Source organism: Mitsuaria sp. CC2, assembly GCF_048957715.1.
GTDB lineage: Bacteria > Pseudomonadota > Gammaproteobacteria > Burkholderiales > Burkholderiaceae_C > Roseateles.
This window is the reverse complement of sequence record NZ_JARVXN010000019.1, coordinates 58,850-76,638: the sequence shown is the minus strand read 5'-3', so window position 1 is coordinate 76,638 and position 17,789 is coordinate 58,850. Positions and strand designations below refer to the sequence as shown.

16 protein-coding genes are annotated in these 17,789 nt (G+C 67.3%); 9 read left to right on the top strand and 7 right to left on the bottom strand.

Features of this window, described 5'->3' with window-relative positions:
* Positions 1-3: 3 nt before the first annotated feature.
* The 3 genes from PV762_RS14500 to PV762_RS14490 form a co-directional block, all read right to left on the bottom strand.
* Positions 4-5,439, bottom strand: a complete 5,436-nt coding sequence (locus tag PV762_RS14500; RefSeq protein ID WP_421035723.1) for a diguanylate cyclase — start codon at positions 5,437-5,439, stop codon at positions 4-6.
* Between the two features lie 79 nt (positions 5,440-5,518).
* Positions 5,519-6,181 (bottom strand): redoxin domain-containing protein, encoded by a 663-nt coding sequence (locus PV762_RS14495; protein ID WP_421035722.1) that lies wholly within the window; start codon positions 6,179-6,181, stop codon positions 5,519-5,521.
* A 55-nt stretch (positions 6,182-6,236) separates the two neighbouring features.
* Positions 6,237-8,357 carry a protein-disulfide reductase DsbD family protein gene (locus PV762_RS14490; protein WP_421035721.1) on the bottom strand — a complete coding sequence of 707 codons (2,121 nt, stop codon included), beginning with the start codon at positions 8,355-8,357 and terminating at the stop codon, positions 6,237-6,239.
* Positions 8,358-8,391: 34 nt separating this feature from the next.
* Here PV762_RS14490 and PV762_RS14485 point away from each other — a divergent pair, with 34 nt between their 5' ends.
* Positions 8,392-8,592, top strand: coding sequence for a hypothetical protein (locus tag PV762_RS14485; RefSeq protein WP_421035720.1), 201 nt, complete (start codon positions 8,392-8,394; stop codon positions 8,590-8,592).
* A 193-nt stretch (positions 8,593-8,785) separates the two neighbouring features.
* Here PV762_RS14485 and PV762_RS14480 read toward each other — a convergent pair whose 3' ends face one another.
* The 4 genes from PV762_RS14480 to PV762_RS14465 form a co-directional block, all read right to left on the bottom strand.
* Positions 8,786-9,232, bottom strand: coding sequence for an SRPBCC family protein (locus PV762_RS14480; protein ID WP_421035719.1), 447 nt, complete (start codon positions 9,230-9,232; stop codon positions 8,786-8,788).
* Positions 9,233-9,362: 130 nt separating this feature from the next.
* Positions 9,363-10,490, bottom strand: a complete 1,128-nt coding sequence (locus PV762_RS14475) for an L-dopachrome tautomerase-related protein (RefSeq protein WP_421035718.1) — start codon at positions 10,488-10,490, stop codon at positions 9,363-9,365.
* A gap of 130 nt (positions 10,491-10,620) precedes the next feature.
* The gene (locus tag PV762_RS14470) at positions 10,621-11,241 is read right to left on the bottom strand and encodes an RBBP9/YdeN family alpha/beta hydrolase (RefSeq protein ID WP_421035717.1); all 621 of its coding nucleotides are present in this window, start codon (positions 11,239-11,241) and stop codon (positions 10,621-10,623) included.
* Positions 11,242-11,272: 31 nt separating this feature from the next.
* Positions 11,273-11,491, bottom strand: coding sequence for a TOBE domain-containing protein (locus PV762_RS14465; RefSeq protein ID WP_067280234.1), 219 nt, complete (start codon positions 11,489-11,491; stop codon positions 11,273-11,275).
* 299 nt (positions 11,492-11,790) lie between these two features.
* Here PV762_RS14465 and PV762_RS14460 point away from each other — a divergent pair, with 299 nt between their 5' ends.
* From PV762_RS14460 to PV762_RS14425, 8 genes are all read left to right on the top strand, one after another.
* Positions 11,791-12,840, top strand: a complete 1,050-nt coding sequence (locus PV762_RS14460; RefSeq protein ID WP_421035716.1) for a S1/P1 nuclease — start codon at positions 11,791-11,793, stop codon at positions 12,838-12,840.
* Positions 12,841-13,180: 340 nt separating this feature from the next.
* Positions 13,181-14,302, top strand: a complete 1,122-nt coding sequence (locus PV762_RS14455) for a 6-pyruvoyl trahydropterin synthase family protein (RefSeq protein ID WP_421035715.1) — start codon at positions 13,181-13,183, stop codon at positions 14,300-14,302.
* Positions 14,299-14,946, top strand: a complete 648-nt coding sequence (queE, locus tag PV762_RS14450; RefSeq protein WP_421035714.1) for a 7-carboxy-7-deazaguanine synthase — start codon at positions 14,299-14,301, stop codon at positions 14,944-14,946. Before PV762_RS14455 ends, queE begins: the two co-directional genes overlap by 4 nt.
* Positions 14,947-15,329: 383 nt before the next feature.
* Entirely contained in the window at positions 15,330-15,644 is a 315-nt protein-coding gene (locus PV762_RS14445; RefSeq protein ID WP_421035713.1) for a nucleotide pyrophosphohydrolase, read from the top strand.
* The gene (locus PV762_RS14440) at positions 15,641-16,303 is read left to right on the top strand and encodes a PolC-type DNA polymerase III (RefSeq protein WP_421035712.1); all 663 of its coding nucleotides are present in this window, start codon (positions 15,641-15,643) and stop codon (positions 16,301-16,303) included. Before PV762_RS14445 ends, PV762_RS14440 begins: the two co-directional genes overlap by 4 nt.
* Before the next feature lie 153 nt (positions 16,304-16,456).
* The gene (locus PV762_RS14435) at positions 16,457-16,975 is read left to right on the top strand and encodes a GNAT family N-acetyltransferase (RefSeq protein ID WP_421035711.1); all 519 of its coding nucleotides are present in this window, start codon (positions 16,457-16,459) and stop codon (positions 16,973-16,975) included.
* A gap of 4 nt (positions 16,976-16,979) precedes the next feature.
* On the top strand, positions 16,980-17,309 hold the full coding sequence (locus tag PV762_RS14430; protein ID WP_421035710.1) for an AbrB/MazE/SpoVT family DNA-binding domain-containing protein: 330 nt from the start codon (positions 16,980-16,982) through the stop codon (positions 17,307-17,309).
* Positions 17,306-17,788, top strand: coding sequence for a PIN domain-containing protein (locus PV762_RS14425; RefSeq protein ID WP_421035709.1), 483 nt, complete (start codon positions 17,306-17,308; stop codon positions 17,786-17,788). The genes PV762_RS14430 and PV762_RS14425 overlap by 4 nt, the downstream gene beginning before the upstream one ends.
* Position 17,789: the final 1 nt, after the last annotated feature.

The window sequence follows — 17,789 nt, the reverse complement described above, 5'->3', positions numbered from 1 at the left end:
CGATCAGGACTGCCGCTCGACGCGGTTGCGTCCGCCGTCCTTGGCCCGATACAGCGCCTGGTCGGCGCGACCGAGCAGTTCCTCGATCCGCAGGTCCTCGGCTCGCAGCGCCGTCACGCCAAAGCTCGCCGTGAGCGCGGCGGGCGGCGCACCCGACTGCAGCGCCAGCCCGCTGGTCTCGATGTGGTGGCGCAAGCGCTCCACCAGGTGGGTCGCATCTTCCAGCGAGGTCTGCGGCAGCAGCAGCCCGAACTCTTCGCCGCCGAGCCGGCCCAGCAGGTCCTGCTTGCGCACGATCTGCGCGCACAGCTGCACCAGGTGGCACAGGGCGGCGTCACCGCGCGCATGGCCCAGCGTGTCGTTGATGCGCTTGAAATGGTCGACGTCCATCATCACCAGCGACATCTCCAGCCCGTAGCGTCGGCTGCGCGCCAGTTCCGCGTCGGCGTGCTCCAGGAAGCAGCGCCGGTTGGCTGCGCCGGTCAGCGCGTCGGTCGTCGCCAGCCGCTGCAGCTCGATCTCCAGCCGCTTGCGGTCGGTGAAGTCCACCAGCGTGCTCAGCACCGAGGCCGCGCCGTCGTACACCACCGGCACCATCGACAGCAGCATCCACCGCTCGCTGCCGTCGGCCGCCATCAGGCAGATCTCCTCACCCTGCAGCCGGCCGTTCTCCTTGAACTTCACCTGCATGCGGTCGCGTTCACCGGGCTCGCGATAGAAGCTGATCGCCGGCTTGCCGACGACCTCATCCAGCGTGCGTCCCGCGATCGCCGCCGACGGTCCGTTGGCGTAGACGATCAATGAGTCCTGCTCGCGGGTCACCACCATCGGGATGGGTGCGTGATCCAGCACGGCGCGCAGGCGCTCCTCGCTGTCCGCGAGCTCGCGCGTGCGCTGCGCCACCCGGCGCTCCAGATTGGCGTTGAGCTCCTGCAGTTCGGCCACCAGCCGCGCGTTGTCCACCGCGTTGACGACGTTGGCGCACAGCAGTTCGAGGAAGCTCACGCGCGCCTCGGTGAAGACGCCCGCGGCGGCGGCGTTCTCCAGGTAGAGCGCACCCACCGTCTGCCCCTGCTTGAGCAGCGGCAGGGCCAGCACCGACCGCGGCGGCTCGACGTGACGCTGGAAGTAGTCTTCCATCGTGGCCAGGCCGCGCGCGTCGACGATCAGCTCGCGCCGGCCGTCGCGCAGCACGCGGTTCATCAGCGCCAGCGGCAGTTGCTGGCCTGCGCGCTCCAGCGGCAGTTGTTCGAGCAGGTGCAGCCTCGGCGACTCGCCGAGCGTCGCTTCCGCTTGAAGCACCCAGCGCACGGCGCCGGCGGTGCCGGCCGTGCCGCTCGCCAGCACGATGACCGCGCGCTGCGCGCCGGCGTTCTCGGCGACGACTTCCAGCAGGCGGCGCAACAGGCGCGGCAGGTCCGGCTGGCTGCTGATCGCGTGCACCGCCTTCGTCAGCGAACTGAGGTCGGCCGCATCGGCGCGGTTCTCATGGGCATCGGCCGCGTGGGCCATCGGCGCATGACCGTCTTCGAGCGGCAGAGACATCGCTTCGCCCGCCAGCGCCGTGACGCCCCACGCCTTCCAGGTCTGTTGGAGTCGAAGAATCGCCTGGTCCGCGCGCGTCGGCTCGCGCTCGCGCCACGCGTCGATCTGCGCGCGCAGCACGGCCGCCACGTCGAGCGGCGTTCCTTGCGGTCCCTCCGCGGCCGCGAGCGCCTGGGCCAGCAGCCGGTCGATGTCTTCGTCCGACGAGCCCGCCAGCATCGCCTGCTGCGCCTGCAGCAGCGCGACGCGGTCGTGGAGATGGCCGGGACCCGCGTCCCGCCAGCGCTGCAGACGGCGCAATGCGTCGTCTTCCAGCGCCTGATCGCGCGGACCGCCCGCCAGCGCGACGCGCTGCGACGCCCAGGCCGCGATGAACAGCAGCAGCGACTGCGCGTGCATGCCGCGCCCCGCCGCGAACAGCGCCCGCGCTTCCAGCGCGAATCGCAGCGCCGGCTCGGGTCGGTCGGCGATGAAGTGCAACACCGCCTGCCAGCCGTGCAGGAACATCAGGCCGGTCTGGTCCTGGCGCTCGCCGTAGGTGCGGGCGAGCGCTTCCCGCCCGTCGAAGCCTTCTTCCGGCAGCTGCGGTTGACGCAGGGCGCGCACGAGACCGAGCAGCGCGTCCTCATAGTCCGCCGCCACCGGCTGGCGCATCGCGCGCAGACGCTGGCCGTGCGTGACGAGTTGATCTTCGAGCGCAGGCAGCGGCAAGCCGGACAGCAGCGCATGCACGTCGTGCACGTACAGGCCGAGGCCCGCATGCCGCAGGTTGCCGAATTCCAGCCCGTTGCGATGCGTCTGCATCAGGCCGTCCATGCTCACGCGCAGACCCTGCACCCAGTGGCTGAGGAAGGCGTGGAACGAGAAGCCTGCGTGCGCGAAGACCTGCATCCAGCCGTGGCGCTCGACGAGCTGCGTCGACATGCGGCCCAAGTCGTGCGCGAAGCGGTAATCGCCGAGGAACTCCGCGCACATCAGCCCGAGTACCGAGTACGCCGACAGCGCCTGCGGCACATGGCCGTGGTCCACCATCAGCCGCACCTGGAACAGCGTCAGCAACGGCAGCAGCGCCGGCCGCACGATGTAGGCGGCGGCAGTCATCTTGGCGGCGATCGAGATCAGCAGCAGGCGCTGCTCGTCGCGCATCGGCGCGCGCGCGGCCAGCGTATCCAGGCCGATGCCGGCGATCTCCTGCTGCAGGTCGGCCAGCAGCTGCATGACCTGCGCCATCGCGTCGGGACCGCCGGCGCGCGGCAGCTCCGCGCCCAGCAGCAGGAACAGCTCCAGCCCGAGGTCGACGGTGTCGGCCAGCCGTCCCTGCGCGTAGAAGGCCTCCATGCGGACTTCCAGCAGCCGCGCGCGCTGCGCGTTGTCCTCGGCATCGGCGATCGCCGATTCGAGCAGCGCGTCCATGCGCGACGGCCGGCCGGCCAGGTAGGCCATGCGGGCCGCGTGATGCAGCCAGGCCGCGCGATGCGGCGAGCGGGGCGCCAGTTCGAGCGCGAGTTCGGCGTAGTCCGCGGCCGGTTCGAACGCAGCCGCGTCCATCGCCTGCCGGGAGGCCTGCGCGTTGAATCCGGCCAGCGCCTGACGTTCGGCCTCGTGCTGCGGCCCGCTCAGCAGCAGGCGCGAGGCGTTCAGGTGATGCAGCACGGTGTAGGGGAGCGGCACCTCCGGGTCCGGATGCGCGGCGCGATGGCCGTCACGCAGCAGCCGGCCGATGCGCAGCTGCAGGGCGGGTCGCTGGTCGGCGGCGATGCGCTGCAGCGCCGCCTCCTGCACACGGTCGTGCGCGAAGGCATATCGCACCGACTCGCTTGCCTGTCCTTGCAGTTGCGGCGCATAGCGGTACAGCGCGCTCGCCGGCACCAGCAGCTGGGCCTGCAGCGCGGGCAGCAGGTCGGTGGCGAGCAGATCGGCCGGCGCGTCCAGCGCGGTGGCCAGGCTGTCGAGGCTGAAACCCGCGCCCAGCAGCGCCGCCACGCTCAGCGCCTGTCGCGTCGTGTCGGGCAGTCGCTCGAGCTGCTGCAGCATCAGCGCCACGACGTTGTCCGCCGTGCGCGTGGCCGCGATGCGTTCCAGCGCATGGTCCCAGCGCTGAGCGGCGGTGTCGTAGTGGATCAGGCCACGGCGGACGAGGTCCTCCAGCAGCCGGCGGAGGAAGAACGGATTGCCCGCCGTGCGCGTCTGGCAGAGGCGGGCGAGTTCATCGAGTCCCGCGTCCTCGTCGGCCGGTTCCCGGTGCAGGCTGTCAGCCAGCAGGTGGCGCGTGTCGGCCAGCCCCAGCGGGCCGACGCGCAGCGGCACGAAGCGCTCGCCGAGCTGCTGTCGCAGTTCCGCGAGTTCCAGCGCGACCGGATGACCCGGCGGGATCTCGTTGTCCCGGTAGGCGACGACGAACAGCGTATGGCGCAGCGTCGCGTCGTGCAGGCATTCGCGCAGCAGACGGCGCGAGGCGCGGTCGGCCCATTGCCAGTCGTCGAGGAAGAGCGTCTGCGGCTCTCCTTCGCGTGACAGCGCGGCGAAGCCCTGGCTCACGGCGCGCAAGAAACGGTTCTCCGCCTCCGCCGGCCCGACCGGCATCAACGGCGCGTCCAGGGCCAGCAGCGGCGTCATCTCCGGCAGCGCCTGCGCGAGCAGCGCGGCATTCGCGCCCAGGCGTTCGCGCAGCCGGTCCCGCCAGACCCCTCCCTGCGGTGCCGGCAGCGCCAGCACCTGCGCGGCGCGCTGGAGCAGCAGATGCAGCAGCGGGCCGTAAGGGCGGTCTTGTCCGTACTGGTTGAACTTGGCCGCCGCGAAATGTCCACGCTGGGCCAGCAGGCTGCGTTGCGCGGCCAGCACCAGGGCGGTCTTGCCGATGCCGGAGAAACCCGCCACGGCGACCAGTCCGGCGCCGCCCGCCTGACCGGACGCGGCTTCCTCGAAAGCCTGGCCGAGTTGCGCCTGCGCCGACTCGCGGCCGTACAGCCGCCCGCTGGTCTGGAAACGCACGGCGGCGTCGCCCTGGCCCGGTTCGAAGCCGGGCAGCCCGCGCCCCTGTTCGAGCGCGGCTTCGCACAACTGCAGGTCGTGCCGCAGCGCCTGGTGGCTCTGGTAGCGGCCTTCGGGTTCCTTGTGCAAGCAGTGGGCCACCACCTGCGACAGCGGCGCGAAGACCTGGTGATTGCGCGTCGTCGCCATCGGCGCCGCCAGCGCCAGATGCGCATGCACGGCTCGCGCGGGGTCGTCGATATTGAACGGCGGTGCGCCGGTCAGCGCCTCCAGCAGCGTCGCGCCGAGGCTGTAGAAATCCGCCCGGTAGTCGACGTCGCGGCTCATGCGGCCGGTCAGCTCCGGCGCGAGCGTCGCCAGCGAGGCCTCGATCAGTTCGGCCCGCTGGACCAGCGGCCGTTCGCGTTCGATCTCCGCCGCCAGGCCGAGGTCCGCGATCAGCGCCCTGCGCGGCTCGATGCCCGCGCCCGACAGCAGCAGGATCTGGCCCGGACCGAGATTGCGGTGGATGAGGCCTTGTCCATGCAAATGCTGGAGCGCATCCACGAGGTCGAGGGCGATGCGGATCAGCGCGTCGTTGTGCAGCGTGCCTCGGCGCAGGCGGTCGCGCAGCGTTTCGGCGCCGAGATCGGGCAGCAGCAGCGCCGGCCGGCGCTCATGGTCGATGAACCCGGTGGGACGCAGCACAAAGGCGGGGTCGAGGCGCTGCGCGAGCTCGAATTCGCGGCGCAGCCGGGCCACGGCGGCGGGATCGGCGCGCGGATCGCGCAGGCGCTTGAGCAACGCCGTGCCGCCTTGGCCATCGCCGACCCGGACGACCTCGCTGCGACGGCCCTGGTGGAGCGTCTGCTCCGCCCGCCAGGCCCCTGGGTCGGTCGCCTCCCACGCTCGTCTGTCCGTCATCCCATCCGCTCTCTGTTGTGCACGGACTGTAACGGCTGGCGGCGGCCGGACCGCCGCGCTCCCCCATCAGGGCGACGGCTCAACTCCCGTACTTGATCGAGCAGCCGTAGGGCTTGGTGCTTGCGTGCGTGATCTTCTTGCCGGCGGCCAGCTCGCCCAGCGCCGTCTTCACGTACGGATCGGCCTTGGCGATGTCGTCGGCCTTCGCGGTGGCGATGCTGTCGATGCCGCCCTTGTAAACGAGCACGCCCTGCGGACTGACGATGAACAGATGCGGCGAAGTCTGCGCGCCGTAGGCCTTGCCCAGCTGGCCGCTCGGATCGAGCAGCACCTGCGTCGGCGCCGCGCCGCGGTCCTTGTTGAGCTTGGTCGCCGTTGCACCGTCGACGTGGCCCTGCTGGCCCGGCGCCGACGAGATCACCTGCAGCCACACGACGCCTTGCGCGGTGGCCTCTTTCTGCAGCGCGGGGATGTTGCCGCTGCCGTAGTGCTTCTTCACGAACGGGCAGTCGTGGTTGGTCCATTCGAGCACGACGGTCTTGCCCTTGTAGCTGTCCAGCGTCACCGTCTTGCCGTCGGCCGTCGTCGCGCTGAACGCGGGAGCCGGCTGGTCGATGGTCGCCTGCGCGTGCGCCAGGCCGGTCATGGCCATCGTCGCCGCGAGCGCGGCACCGGCGAGCACCCCACGGCGCGACAGTGCGCCGCGGAAAGAGGACGTCGTGAAAGTCATCGGAATGTTCATGACAAGGTCTCCAGGATGAAAACGGCGTTGGAAGGAAAGGGCGTGAGCGATCGGCTCAAGAGGGGCCAGCCTTCAGGGCTGTGGTGACGATGCCGGGCGTGAGGAGCTGCGGCAGCACCTGCGCGGCGCCTCCGGTCCCGGCGGGATAGAACAGGTACAGCGGCACGCCGCTGCGGTCGTGCTGCTTCAGCAGGTCGGTGATGCGCGGATCCTGGCGGGTCCAGTCGCCCTTCAGGTAGGTCACGCCCTGCTTTTCGAAGGCTTCACGCACCTCGTCCGTGGACAAGGCGACCCGCTCGTTCACCAGGCAGGTGATGCACCACGACGCCGTCAGGTTCACGAACACCGGCTTGCCCTGCGCGCGCAGTTGAGCGAGTCGTTCGGGCGAGTAGGGCTCGTGATCGACGCCGGCGTTGCGAGCAACGCCACTCGACGTCGTCGCGCCCGGCGAGTCCGTGCCGCTGATCGCCGACAAGGTGGGCAGCAACGCTGCTACTGCGGCCAGCGAAGCGATCGCAGCGCCAGCGCCCGTCCATTGCCAGCGCGACGAGGCGTTCCGGCTCACCGAGCGGATCCATGCAGCGAGCGCCAGCAAACCCATGCCAGCGAGCGCCACCAGCACGCCCATCGGCCCGGCCTGCTGCGCGATCACCCAGACCAGCCAGATGGCCGCAGCAAACATCGGGAACGCGAGCGCCTGCTTGAGCACGTCCATCCAGACGCCGGGTCGCGGCATGCGTCGCTGCAGCGCGGGCCACCAGGCCAGCGCGAGGTAGGGCAGCGCCAGGCCCAGTCCCAATGCCAGGAAGACGGCCATCAACTCGACCGCCGGCTGTGCCAACGCGTAGGCCATCGCCGCTCCCATGAACGGCGCAGTGCAGGGTGTCGCGACCACTGTCGCGAGCACGCCGGTGAAGAAACTGCCGGTGAGTCCGGGCTTGCTCGCGAGACCTTCTCCGACACCCGCAAAGCCAGCGCCGATCTGCAACTGCCCGGCCAGCGACAAGCCCAGCACGAACATCAGCCACGCCAGCAACAGCACGAACAGCGGCGAGTGGAACTGGAATCCCCAGCCCACGCTGTCGCCTGCGCCACGCAAGGCCAGCAACACCGCGCCTAGCGCGGCGAACGCAGCCAGCACGCCGGCCGTGTAGGCCAGTCCCTGCCGACGGTGATCGCTCGCATTGCCATGCAGGAAACCGAGTGCCTTGATCGCCAGCACCGGGAACACGCAAGGCATCAGATTCAGGATCAGGCCGCCGACCAGCGCGAGGCCCATCGCGGTCCAGAGGCTGATGTCCGCCTCACCGCTGCCTGAGGACGCCAGCGACGGGGATCCCGATAGTCCCGGTATTGCGGGCGTCGTGTTCTGTGAAGCGGTCGTCGGAGTCGGCGCCGTTGCGACACCGGTGACCGGGAGACTGACTTCCCACGCCTTGCCATCGAGCAACAGCAAGCCGTTCATCGGCTTGCCCGCAGTGGCCGGCTCTTCGCCGACCGGAACGCGCAGCCGCCAGTCCTCACCGGCGCGATCGAGCTGCGGCTTCGCCGCATGCTGGATGCGGCCCCAGTCCTGCGGCATGAAGAGGGCCTGCTTGACCTCCGGAACGGCTGAAACGGGCCATGTGACGAGGAGGTCCCTGCCTTCGATCCGCGCCGCGGCCGGGAACGATGCCTTGCGGGGCAATGCAGCGCGCGCCATGGACAACGCCGATGCATCGGTCGAGTCCTTGGCTGCGGTTCCGACGGGAAGTGACAACGACAGCGTCGCCTGCTGCGGGATGCACTCCTCGCGACAGACGAGCCAGGTCGCTTCGGCGTTCACGGTGGCGGTCGAGCCGGGGGCCAGGTCTTGCGGAAGACGGACTTCGGTCAACAGGAGGACCTGGTCCTCGTAGCCGTAGTTCGTGATGGGGCCGACGTCGAAGCGTTTGGGCGCGGGCCACAGGATGTCGCCGGCGGTTGCGCTCTTGGGCAGCGTCCATTCGATGCTGGTGGGCTGGCCCGAGTCGCCGGGGTTCTTCCAGTACGTGTGCCAGTGCGGCGCGATGCGCTGTTCGAGCGCGAGCAGCAGGGTCTGTCCCGGCGCCACCTGTGAGGAGGCGCTGATCAGCCGCACCTCGACTTCATCGGTGGCAGAGCGATCTGTGGGCGGCGCGGCGTTCGCCGTGGACATCAGGGATGCGAGGGATGCGAGCATCCCCAGTGCGATGACGGTCGACGCATGGGTGGTGGTCGATGCAACCAACGATGCAACTGCCGATCGCAGAAAGTTCATGGGAAGAAGACGCATGGGCGCGATGCTAGGCAATGGGCTTGACCCTCACAAGGCGTCGTCTTTCCTTGTTTCCTTACTTCCACGATTCGAAGAAATCGGAAAAGCCGACATCTGTGATTCCACGCCTCCTTGACCGGTGCCAGGAAAGGGAGGTCAGCGAGTGTGGGTGGGGCCGGAATGGGGCTTGGGGTTCGCGGACGCGAGGCCCCATGCCCCGTGGAGAGCCCGCGCTTGGCAAACCGGGGTAGAGCGGTCTCGCCAACGCGAAATCCTTCGTTCAAAAACGCTGAGAGCCTGACAACCCCTGCCAGGAATAAATGCGGAAATCAGCCGTTCGGAATGTCGGGTTCGACGAGCTGCGCAAGGAGGGTGAGGGATTCCTGCCAGCCGAGATAGCAGGCTTGCGGCGGGATGACATCGGGGATGCCTTCCTGCGTGACATGCATTTCGGTCCCGCAGAAAACCGCGGTCAACTCGACGGTCGTGGTCATGTCGCCGGGCAGGTTGGGGTCATCGAAGCGGCTCGTGTAGCGGAGCTTCTTTCCGGGCTCGAGCTCGAGGTACTCCCCGCCGAAGCTGTGCGATCCGCCGGCCGAGAGGTTGTTGAAAGACATGCGCCAGGTGCCGCCGACCTTCGGGTCCATGTGGTGCATGGTGCCGGTGAAGCCGTGAGGCGGCAGCCATTTGCACATCGCGGCGGCGTCGGTGAACGCGCGGTAGACGCGGTCCGGCGGTGCTTTCAGGACGCGGTGCAGACGGATGGTGAAGGGCATTGGAGTCTCCGGATTCGTTGTCGAATGGGAGATCGACCATAGCCCTGGAACGTGTCCGGCGCGAGACCCCGAGGCCCTGACAGGGAATCCCCGCAGGAGGCCCTGCGGGTTCTCGTGTTGGCGGAAAGGATCAGCGGGCGTTGTCCCCGGACCAGACCCGCATGATTCGATACGGCGGTACGCCGGCATCGGCCGCGCCGCTGAACGCCGGGGTCTTGTAGAGCTGGTTGACGGAGATGTAGAGCCACGGCGAGTCGCTCAGGTGGACGCTGTCGGGCCAATCCAGGCGCGCGTCGCGGACCAGCGGGACGAGTTTGCCATCGGGGCCGAGGCGGTCGATGCCGCCTTCGTTCACATTGGTGAAGAAGTGGTTCCCTCGCGCGTCGGTGGCCGCGCCGTCGGAAACCGGCTTCGGACCGACGCGCCGGATCCCTGCCGCGGTGTCGGCATCGTCCACCCCCACGCGCAGGAGCTTCGCGGGAACGGCGTACCAGTTCTTGCCGTTCATGGCGCCAAAGAACACGGTCTGGCGATCGGCGGACAGCGTGATCGGGTTGACCGCGACGCTCGCAGGCTTGCCTTGGAACTGGATCGGCTTGCCGCCGATGATCATCGCGGCATCGGGCTCCGCCTGGAGGGATGCATGGCCCGAGAAGCGGCGGGCGCGACCCGTGGCAATGTCGACTGCGACCAGCCCGGGGCCGGCGATATCCGCGAGGTACACCCAGCCGGCGCGATCATCGACGACGAGATCCTGGATGAAGCTGCCCTTCGGTGCGACGTCCTGGGACAGTTCGATGCGATGGAGCTGGCGTCCCGTGGCGGCGTCGAAGGCCCACAGCCGGGTCTTGCCGAGGTTCAAGCCCATGTCGACGATCCAGACGCGGCCACGCCTGTCGCAGGTGATGCCGAGCGGCGAGTCGATGTGATCGTCGCTCGCTTCGGCCGTGCCGCGCTGCAAGGCGGCAGACGGCCAGGGTTTGTAGCTCTTGAGACCCGTGATTTCGATCAGTTGAGCCGCAGCCGGCGCACCCAGCGGATGGACGGTCGCAAACAGGCGGCCCCCCGGTCCTGGTGTGACGTTGCCCGGACGGAGCGGCAATTCGGCCACCACTTCCAGTTCGCCGAGGGTGGCAGCTTGGGCGGCAGGGGACAGCGCGGCCGTCAGACCGCCTCCCAAGGTCAGGCTGATGGCGACCGCCGTGATGGCGCGGCGGACGGGATGGAATCGGGTCGTGTGAAGGGAGCGGCAGATCATGGCGTTCTCGTTCAAGCAGTCAATGTTGAAGGAACCCAGTGTTCCGCCACTTTGACTTTCAATGAAGACGAGAACGATTGAACCTATTTCAATTAGATATTGAAGATCAAACCGCGCTTCAGATCGGACGTCAGACCGAGAACGACCACTCCTGGATGCCGGCGCGTTCGGGTCGGCGCTCGCGGGCGGCGCGGGCTCGCGCGGCCTCGACCCAGCGCTTGGCCAGCGGGAACGGACCGAATCCGGACTCGGTGTTGATGTGGCCGACCAGGCCGATGTTGCTGTAGCTGCTGCCCCAGCGTGTCGCCCAGCGCAGCGCGCTCGAGGCGCTCATCCACGGGTCGTTCTGGCTGGCGATCAGCGCCGTCGGACGACCCAGGCGCTGGTGCGGCAAGCTTTCCGCGAGACCGAACTTGTCGGGCTCCGCCGGCGCCACCAGCAGCGCCTCGCGTACCGGCGAATCCGGATGGCGTTGCAGGTGATGCGCCAGCGCCAGGCAACCGAAGCTGTGCGCCACGACGAGCCACTCGCCGGGACCCGCGTTGTCGATCCGCGCATGGATGCGCTCCGACCAGCGTTCCAGATCCGGCCGGCTGAAATCGCGCTGGCGCACCCGGTGCGCGTCGCGGTACTGCTGTTCGAGCCAGCTCTGCCAATGCGCCGGCCCGCTGTCGTGCAGGCCGGGGATGATCAGCAGACGCGGTTCTGCGCTGCCGTTGTGCTGCGTCGCACGGAGAGGGTAGAGCGCCATGGCGATCTCCTGCTGGTCTCGGGCCGGAAGCTCACAAGGTGGCGATCGACACTTCGGTGGACTTCACCAGCGCGACGACTTCCTTGCCGACGGTCAGGTTGAGTTCCTTCACCGAGCGCGTCGTGATGACCGAGGTGACGATCAGGCCGGCGGCGGTCTGCACGTCGACTTCCGAGACGACGGGACCTTCGACGATCTCCTTGATGGTGCCGCGGAACTGGTTGCGGACGTTGATGGCGGTGATGGTCATGCGAGGGGCTCCAGATAAGGTGGGGACCAGCTTAGGCAACGGCTCTCATTTGCCGAACGAAGCGCTTGATGGATCAACATGCGCTGACCGAATAAGCGCCAGGGCGGGCCGACCCGGACTGGAAAGGGGAGGGGAGGGCGCCGTAAAGCGGAGGTAAAGCCGCAAGCCGCCGCTGCGCGATGCGCCCATCGGACGCCATCACGCGGGAATCTCCGTTGATGGCTGTCATGGGGCCCCATGCACAATCGCCAATCCCCTGCCGGCCCCGCCGGCGCATCGTTCGACATGGATTCCCTGTCATGACTAAATCGTTTGCGCGCGGCCTGGTCGCGTTGTCGCTGGTGGCCGCCTGCTGCGGTCAGGCCTTCGGATTCGGCGCCGTCGGCCACAACACGGTCGGCGAGATCGCCGCCCAGTTGATCAAGGACCATCGCGCCGAAGCCGAGGTGAAACGGATCCTCGGTCCGGTCTCGCTGCGCGACATCGCGGTGTGGGACGACTGCGTGAAGGGCATCGACACCGGCAATGACTTCAAGTACGCGGTGACCGGCCGCTTCGCCGAGTGCGCAGTGTTCGAGAACAACGCCGAGGAAGAGGCGCGGATGCGCGACTACGTGAAGCGCAACTTCGAGCAGTGCGGTCCCAAGCCGGGCGAGGAGTCATGCAACAAGCAGTACCACTATGCCAATGTCGCGATCCAGCGTGGCCGATATGCACCCGGCGCGATCGGCACCAGCGACCATGACCTGGTGCCCGCATTGAAGGCGGCGATCCTGGTGCTGAAGACTGGCAAGCAGACGCCGCCCATGGACTTCAACGAGCGCGACGCGTTGGCGCTCGTCGTGCACGCGATCGGCGACATGCACCAGCCGCTGCACATGGGTTCGTTGTACCTCGACGCGGACGGCAAGCCCTACGACCCCGACACGCAAGGGGCGGACGCCCAGACGCACACGGTGGGGGCGAACGCCATCACGCTGCCGAAGCCGGACGGCACGCCCGGCGGCAACCTGCACAGCTATTGGGATGGGATGCCGGGCAAGTTGAGCGCGGAGCAACTGGCTGCGATGCCCGCACTGGCCAAGGATGTTCCGCCTGCGACGGGCAATCCGGACGACTGGCCCGTGCAGTGGGCCAGCGAATCGCTGCTGGGTGCGCGCGACGCGTTCGACGGCATGAGCTTCGGCGCCCGCCAGCAGAGCCTGCGCGGCCCGCGTTGGCTGGCCACGCCACCTGCGGGCTACGACGCTCGGAGCCTGGAGCAGACACGTCTCAACGTCATCAAGGGCGGTGCGCGCCTGGCGCAGATGCTGGAGAGCATCTGGCCGGACAAGGCGGACAAGAAGTAGTTTTCAGAAGTCCTTCCGAGGTCTCACGAAGCCCCGCCATCGCGGGGCTTTTTTTCGTCCTCCCGGACGATTTGTCTTGATGGGCGGGCCTGTGCACAACCCTGGGGATGAGCGATGAACAACTGGCAGGTTGTCCACAGCGGTTCCGCGGCGCCGGAACTTGTTGTCCTTCCGTCCCGCCATTCCACAGGTTCCGCCCACACCGTTGCCCTGTTCGCAAGTCGTTGTTCTGACAAGCCATTCGGGCGTTGTCCACACGAACCCGCGAACACCTACTAATACGACCAAGGAGATATTCAATACAAGAAGATAAGAAAAGCGGGCGTGTCACACTCTCGGAATGTCTGCTTTACCTGCTTCTCCAGCTTCCCTTTTCACCGCTTCCGCGGGTTTCGAGTCCGCTTGTCAGATCGACGCGCTCCCCCCAGGACACCGCTCCCGCGGTCTGCACGGCCACAGCTATCTGGCCACGGTCCGCGCTGAACTTCCGTCCGGATGGGCGCCGTTCCCTGGCGGCGAAGTCAGCGCGCTGCGCGATAGCCTCGAACGCTGCATCGCCCCGCTGGACCATGCGCTGCTGAATCAGCACATCACCCAACCGACCGACGAGAACATCGCCCGTTGGATCCGGCATCGCCTCGAGACCGAGTTCAAGGTGCCCGGTATCACGCAGGTCGGGATCCAGAGCACATCGAATTCCGGTGTCGACCTGGACGCCAACGGTCACGCGCATGTCTGGCGCCGATATCGCTTCCAGGCCGCTCATCAGTTGCCCAACGTCCCGATGGGCCACAAGTGCGGCCGCATGCACGGTCATGGCTTCGAGTTGATCCTGCACGCCAACCAGGACCTCGGCGAACGCGACCTGAGCATCGACTACGACCACCTCGACGAGCTCTGGGCCCCATTCCACGCGCAGCTGAACTACCAGTGCCTGAACGAGATCGAAGGCTTGTCCAACCCGACCAGCGAGCTGATCTCGTCCTGGCTGTGGGCGCGCCTGAAACCGCAGTTGCCGGAGCTGAGCTGGGTCACCGTCTATGAGACCGGCTCCAGCGGTGCCAATTTCGACGGCGAGCGCTACCGGATCTGGAAGGAGTTCACCCTCGACAGCGCGGTAAAGCTCAACCGCGCCCCGGCCGGACATCCGCTGGCCGGCATCCACGGCCACACCTTCACGCTGCGTCTGCACCTCAGCGCCGCGCTGGACCAGGTCTTCGGCTGGGCCATGGACTTCAGCGACGTGAAGCTGCTGTTCGATCCGATCTTCAAGGCCATGGACCACCATCCGTTGCATGAGCTCGCCGGCCTGGCCGACGCCGACACGGCCAGCCTGGCCGCGTGGGTGCTGCAGCAGGCCAAGGCGCAGCTGCCGCCGCTGGAACGCGTCGACCTGTACGAGACCCGCGGCAGCGGCGTGATCGTCAGCCACGGTCCTTTCGAGGAACTGATCCCCGTATGACCTACGCCGTCAAGGAAATGTTCTACACGCTGCAAGGCGAGGGCGCCCAGGCCGGCCGCGCAGCCGTGTTCTGCCGCTTCGCCGGCTGCAACCTGTGGACCGGCCGCGAGCAGGACCGCGAGAAGGCCGTCTGCACCTTCTGCGATACCGATTTCGTCGGCACGGACGGGCAGGGCGGGGGCAAGTTCGCTTCGGCGGATGCCCTCGCGGAGGCCATCGCCGACAAGTGGCCCAAGGACGAGCATGGCCGCAAGACCGGCACGCCGTACGTCGTCTGCACCGGCGGCGAACCGCTGCTTCAGCTCGACGGGCCGCTGATCACCGCGCTGAAGTCCCACGGCTTCGAAATCGCCGTCGAGACCAACGGCACCCAGCCCGCCCCCGAAGGGCTGGACTGGATCTGCGTCAGTCCGAAGGCCGATGCGGAGGTCGTGCTCACGAAGGGCCACGAGTTGAAGCTGGTTTATCCACAGCCTTTGGCCTTGCCGGAGCGCTTCGCGGATCTGGCCTTCGACCACTTCTTCCTCCAGCCGATGGACTCGCTGCTGCAGAGGCAGAACACCAAGGCCGCCATCGCTTACTGCATGTCCCATCCGCAATGGAAGTTGTCGATCCAAATGCACAAGGTGGTCGGGATCGACTGAGTCGCCAGGGACGTTATCCCCATTCCTGGCAGCGCTAGCGCAAGTCGGGCTAGGCTGCATAGCCAACAACGCTGTGGAAAACTTTCTGGCAACTGGCCGGTTCTCCACAGGCCGACGGGGGTCGGTCCTGGTTGTTGACGATCCATGCAAGGCCAACCAGGCGCTCCACACACAAGGTTTTGATGCTCTCAAGTCGTTGGTTCTGAAAGGAATTTTCGGCTTGTCCACAGAAAGCCCGTCCCTCTACTAAGACGACTAAGGAGTTATATAAAACCTTGATGTTGAAAACAGAGGCGGGAAATTTCTTTGCGACGTTGCTGTGTGGCGCTTGCAGCGCACACGCTGCTTGAGCCGCCCTCGCCGGGCTTGCACACTGCGAACCCATGGACATTGCCGACCTGCAACGACGGCTGCGCGACTTCGCCGCAGCCCGGGATTGGGACCCTTACCTAACGCCGAAGAACCTCGCGATGGCGCTGGTCGTGGAGTCGGCCGAGCTCGTCGAGATCTTCCAGTGGAAGACCGGCGAGGAATCGCAGCAGCTGTCGCCCGAGGACCATCAGCACCTGGGCGAGGAGATCGCCGACGTGTTGATGTACCTGCTGCAGATCGCCGATCGTGCCGGCGTGGACGTGCCGGCCGCCGTCGACCGGAAGATCGAGATGAACGCGCGGAAGTACCCCGCCCCCACCGCATGAAGCGCACCATCGCCGTCATCGACTTCGAGACCACCGGCCATTCGCCGCAGGGCGGCGGCCGCGCCACCGAGATCGCCGCCGTGCTGCTGCGGGACGGCGAGATCGTCGGCCAGTATCAGAGCCTCATGAACACGGGCGCCTGGATCCCGCCGATGATCGAGCGCCTCACCGGCATCAGCAACGAGATGGTCGAGGACGCGCCCGATGCAGCCCAGGTCATGCGCGAGGTGGCCGCGTTCACCGAAGGCTGCGGCTTCGTCGCGCACAACTCGAGCTTCGATCGCGGCTTCTGGCTGCATGAGCTCGAGCGCGCCGAGGCGGCCCCGCGTATCGCGCCGGAGTTCGCATGTACCGTGAAACTGGCTCGCCGGCTCTATCCTGAATCACCGAATTGCAAGCTCGGCACGCTGGCCCGCCACCACCGTCTGCCGGACAACGGACGCGCCCACCGTGCACTCGCGGACGCGTTGACGACCGCGCAGCTGGTGCAGCGCATGCAGCGCGACATCGGGGTTGAACTCGCTGAATTTCTCGGAGAACTGAGCGTCGAACACGAGCTGCTGCTGCGATTGCAAGCCGTGGCGCGTCCGCACTGGCACAAGGCCGCCATCGGATTCGCGCGAGACTTCCGTCGGCATCTCCAGGTGTCGCTGGTCTGAAGTTCGCATGTCGTCAACTTCGAGTCGCCTCAGTGGGTCGACGGGGATGGCCAGCGATCAGGGTCAGTAAAACATTTGCTGTCAAGGTGCCCGTTTGGCCGCGTTGACTGGGACAATCCCGCCCTTTCCCCGAATTGCGATAGTTCTCAAGGTATGTCGAGTATTCAGATTCGCCCGGCCACGCTGCGTGATGCCAAGGCTGTCGCCCAGATCCAGGTGAGTTCCGCTCAAGAGGCGTACAAGGAGTTCTGGCCCGACAGCGCCCTCAACGGGTTGTCCGTCGCTCAGCGCCAGGCTTATTGGCGCGAAGCCATCAACATGTGCGAGCCGCAAGTGCTGGTCGCGCACCTGGACAACGAGGTGATGGGTTTCGTCGGCTTCGACCGCTCCCGTGACAAGGGCACGCCCTCCACCACCGGTGAGATCTGGGCCATGTACGCCACGCCTGCCCATTGGGACAAGGGCGTCGGTCAGGCCCTGGTCGAAGCGGCGCAGGAAGGTCTTCAGGAAGAAGGCTGCACCCGCGTCACGCTGTGGACCTACAAGAACAACGAGCGCGCAATGCGCTTCTTCGAGATTGCCGGCTTCAAGGCCGAGAACGACAGCGTCAAGGCCGTCGACGTCGAGGGCCGCGCGCTGGAACAGCTGCGTCTGCAGCGCTCGCTGGTCTGATCGCGTGCTGGCGAAGCTGACGTCCAAGAACCAGCTGACCCTGCCGAAAAGCGTCACCGACAAGCTCGGTCCCGTGCAGTACTTCGAAGTGCTGCTGCAGGCCGGGCAGGTCGTGCTGACGCCGGTGCGCATCCAGCGCGGCGATGCGGTACGGGCCAAGCTGGCGGAACTCGACGGGGATGATGGCCTCATCGCGCAGGCGATGGCTTTTGCTTCCAAGGCCGCGAAGCCGGCCGCCAAGGCCAAGGCGGTCGACAAGACGGTGAAGACCTCTGCTCCGTCACGCAGCGTTGGCAAGACGGCCGTCCGCAAGACCACACGCAAGTCCGCATGACCCGTCGATCGAGGAAGACGGCGCCAGAACTCGCCGTCATCGATCCGGCATTGATCCTGCGTGCGCTGCTGCTGTCGGGCGGAGAAGCGCTGGGCCTGCGTCGCGCATGGCAGCAAGGTCTGATTCGACCGCTGGTGAGTCCCGATCTCGCTGCCACGCTGATGCGCGCTCTGGCCTATCCGAGGCTTGCGTTGACCGTGGCGCAGCAGCAGGAACTGCTCGCCGATTTCCTGCCTTACGCCGAAGTCGTGAAGCCGGTGCACGGGTCGCGGATTGCGGCAGTGTCCGAGTCGCTGCAGGCGCTCGTCGAACTCGCGTTGCAGGGGCGCGCTTCACTGCTGATCTGCGACGACCCGGTGCTGTTGGCCTGGTGTGCGAACAGTCGCAGCCAGGTGGCCCGGCAACTCTGCACGGTCCGTGCGATGTCCGACTGGTTCCAGGTGTTGCCCCCCTCCCAGCGCGACTTGCTGCTTTGCTAAA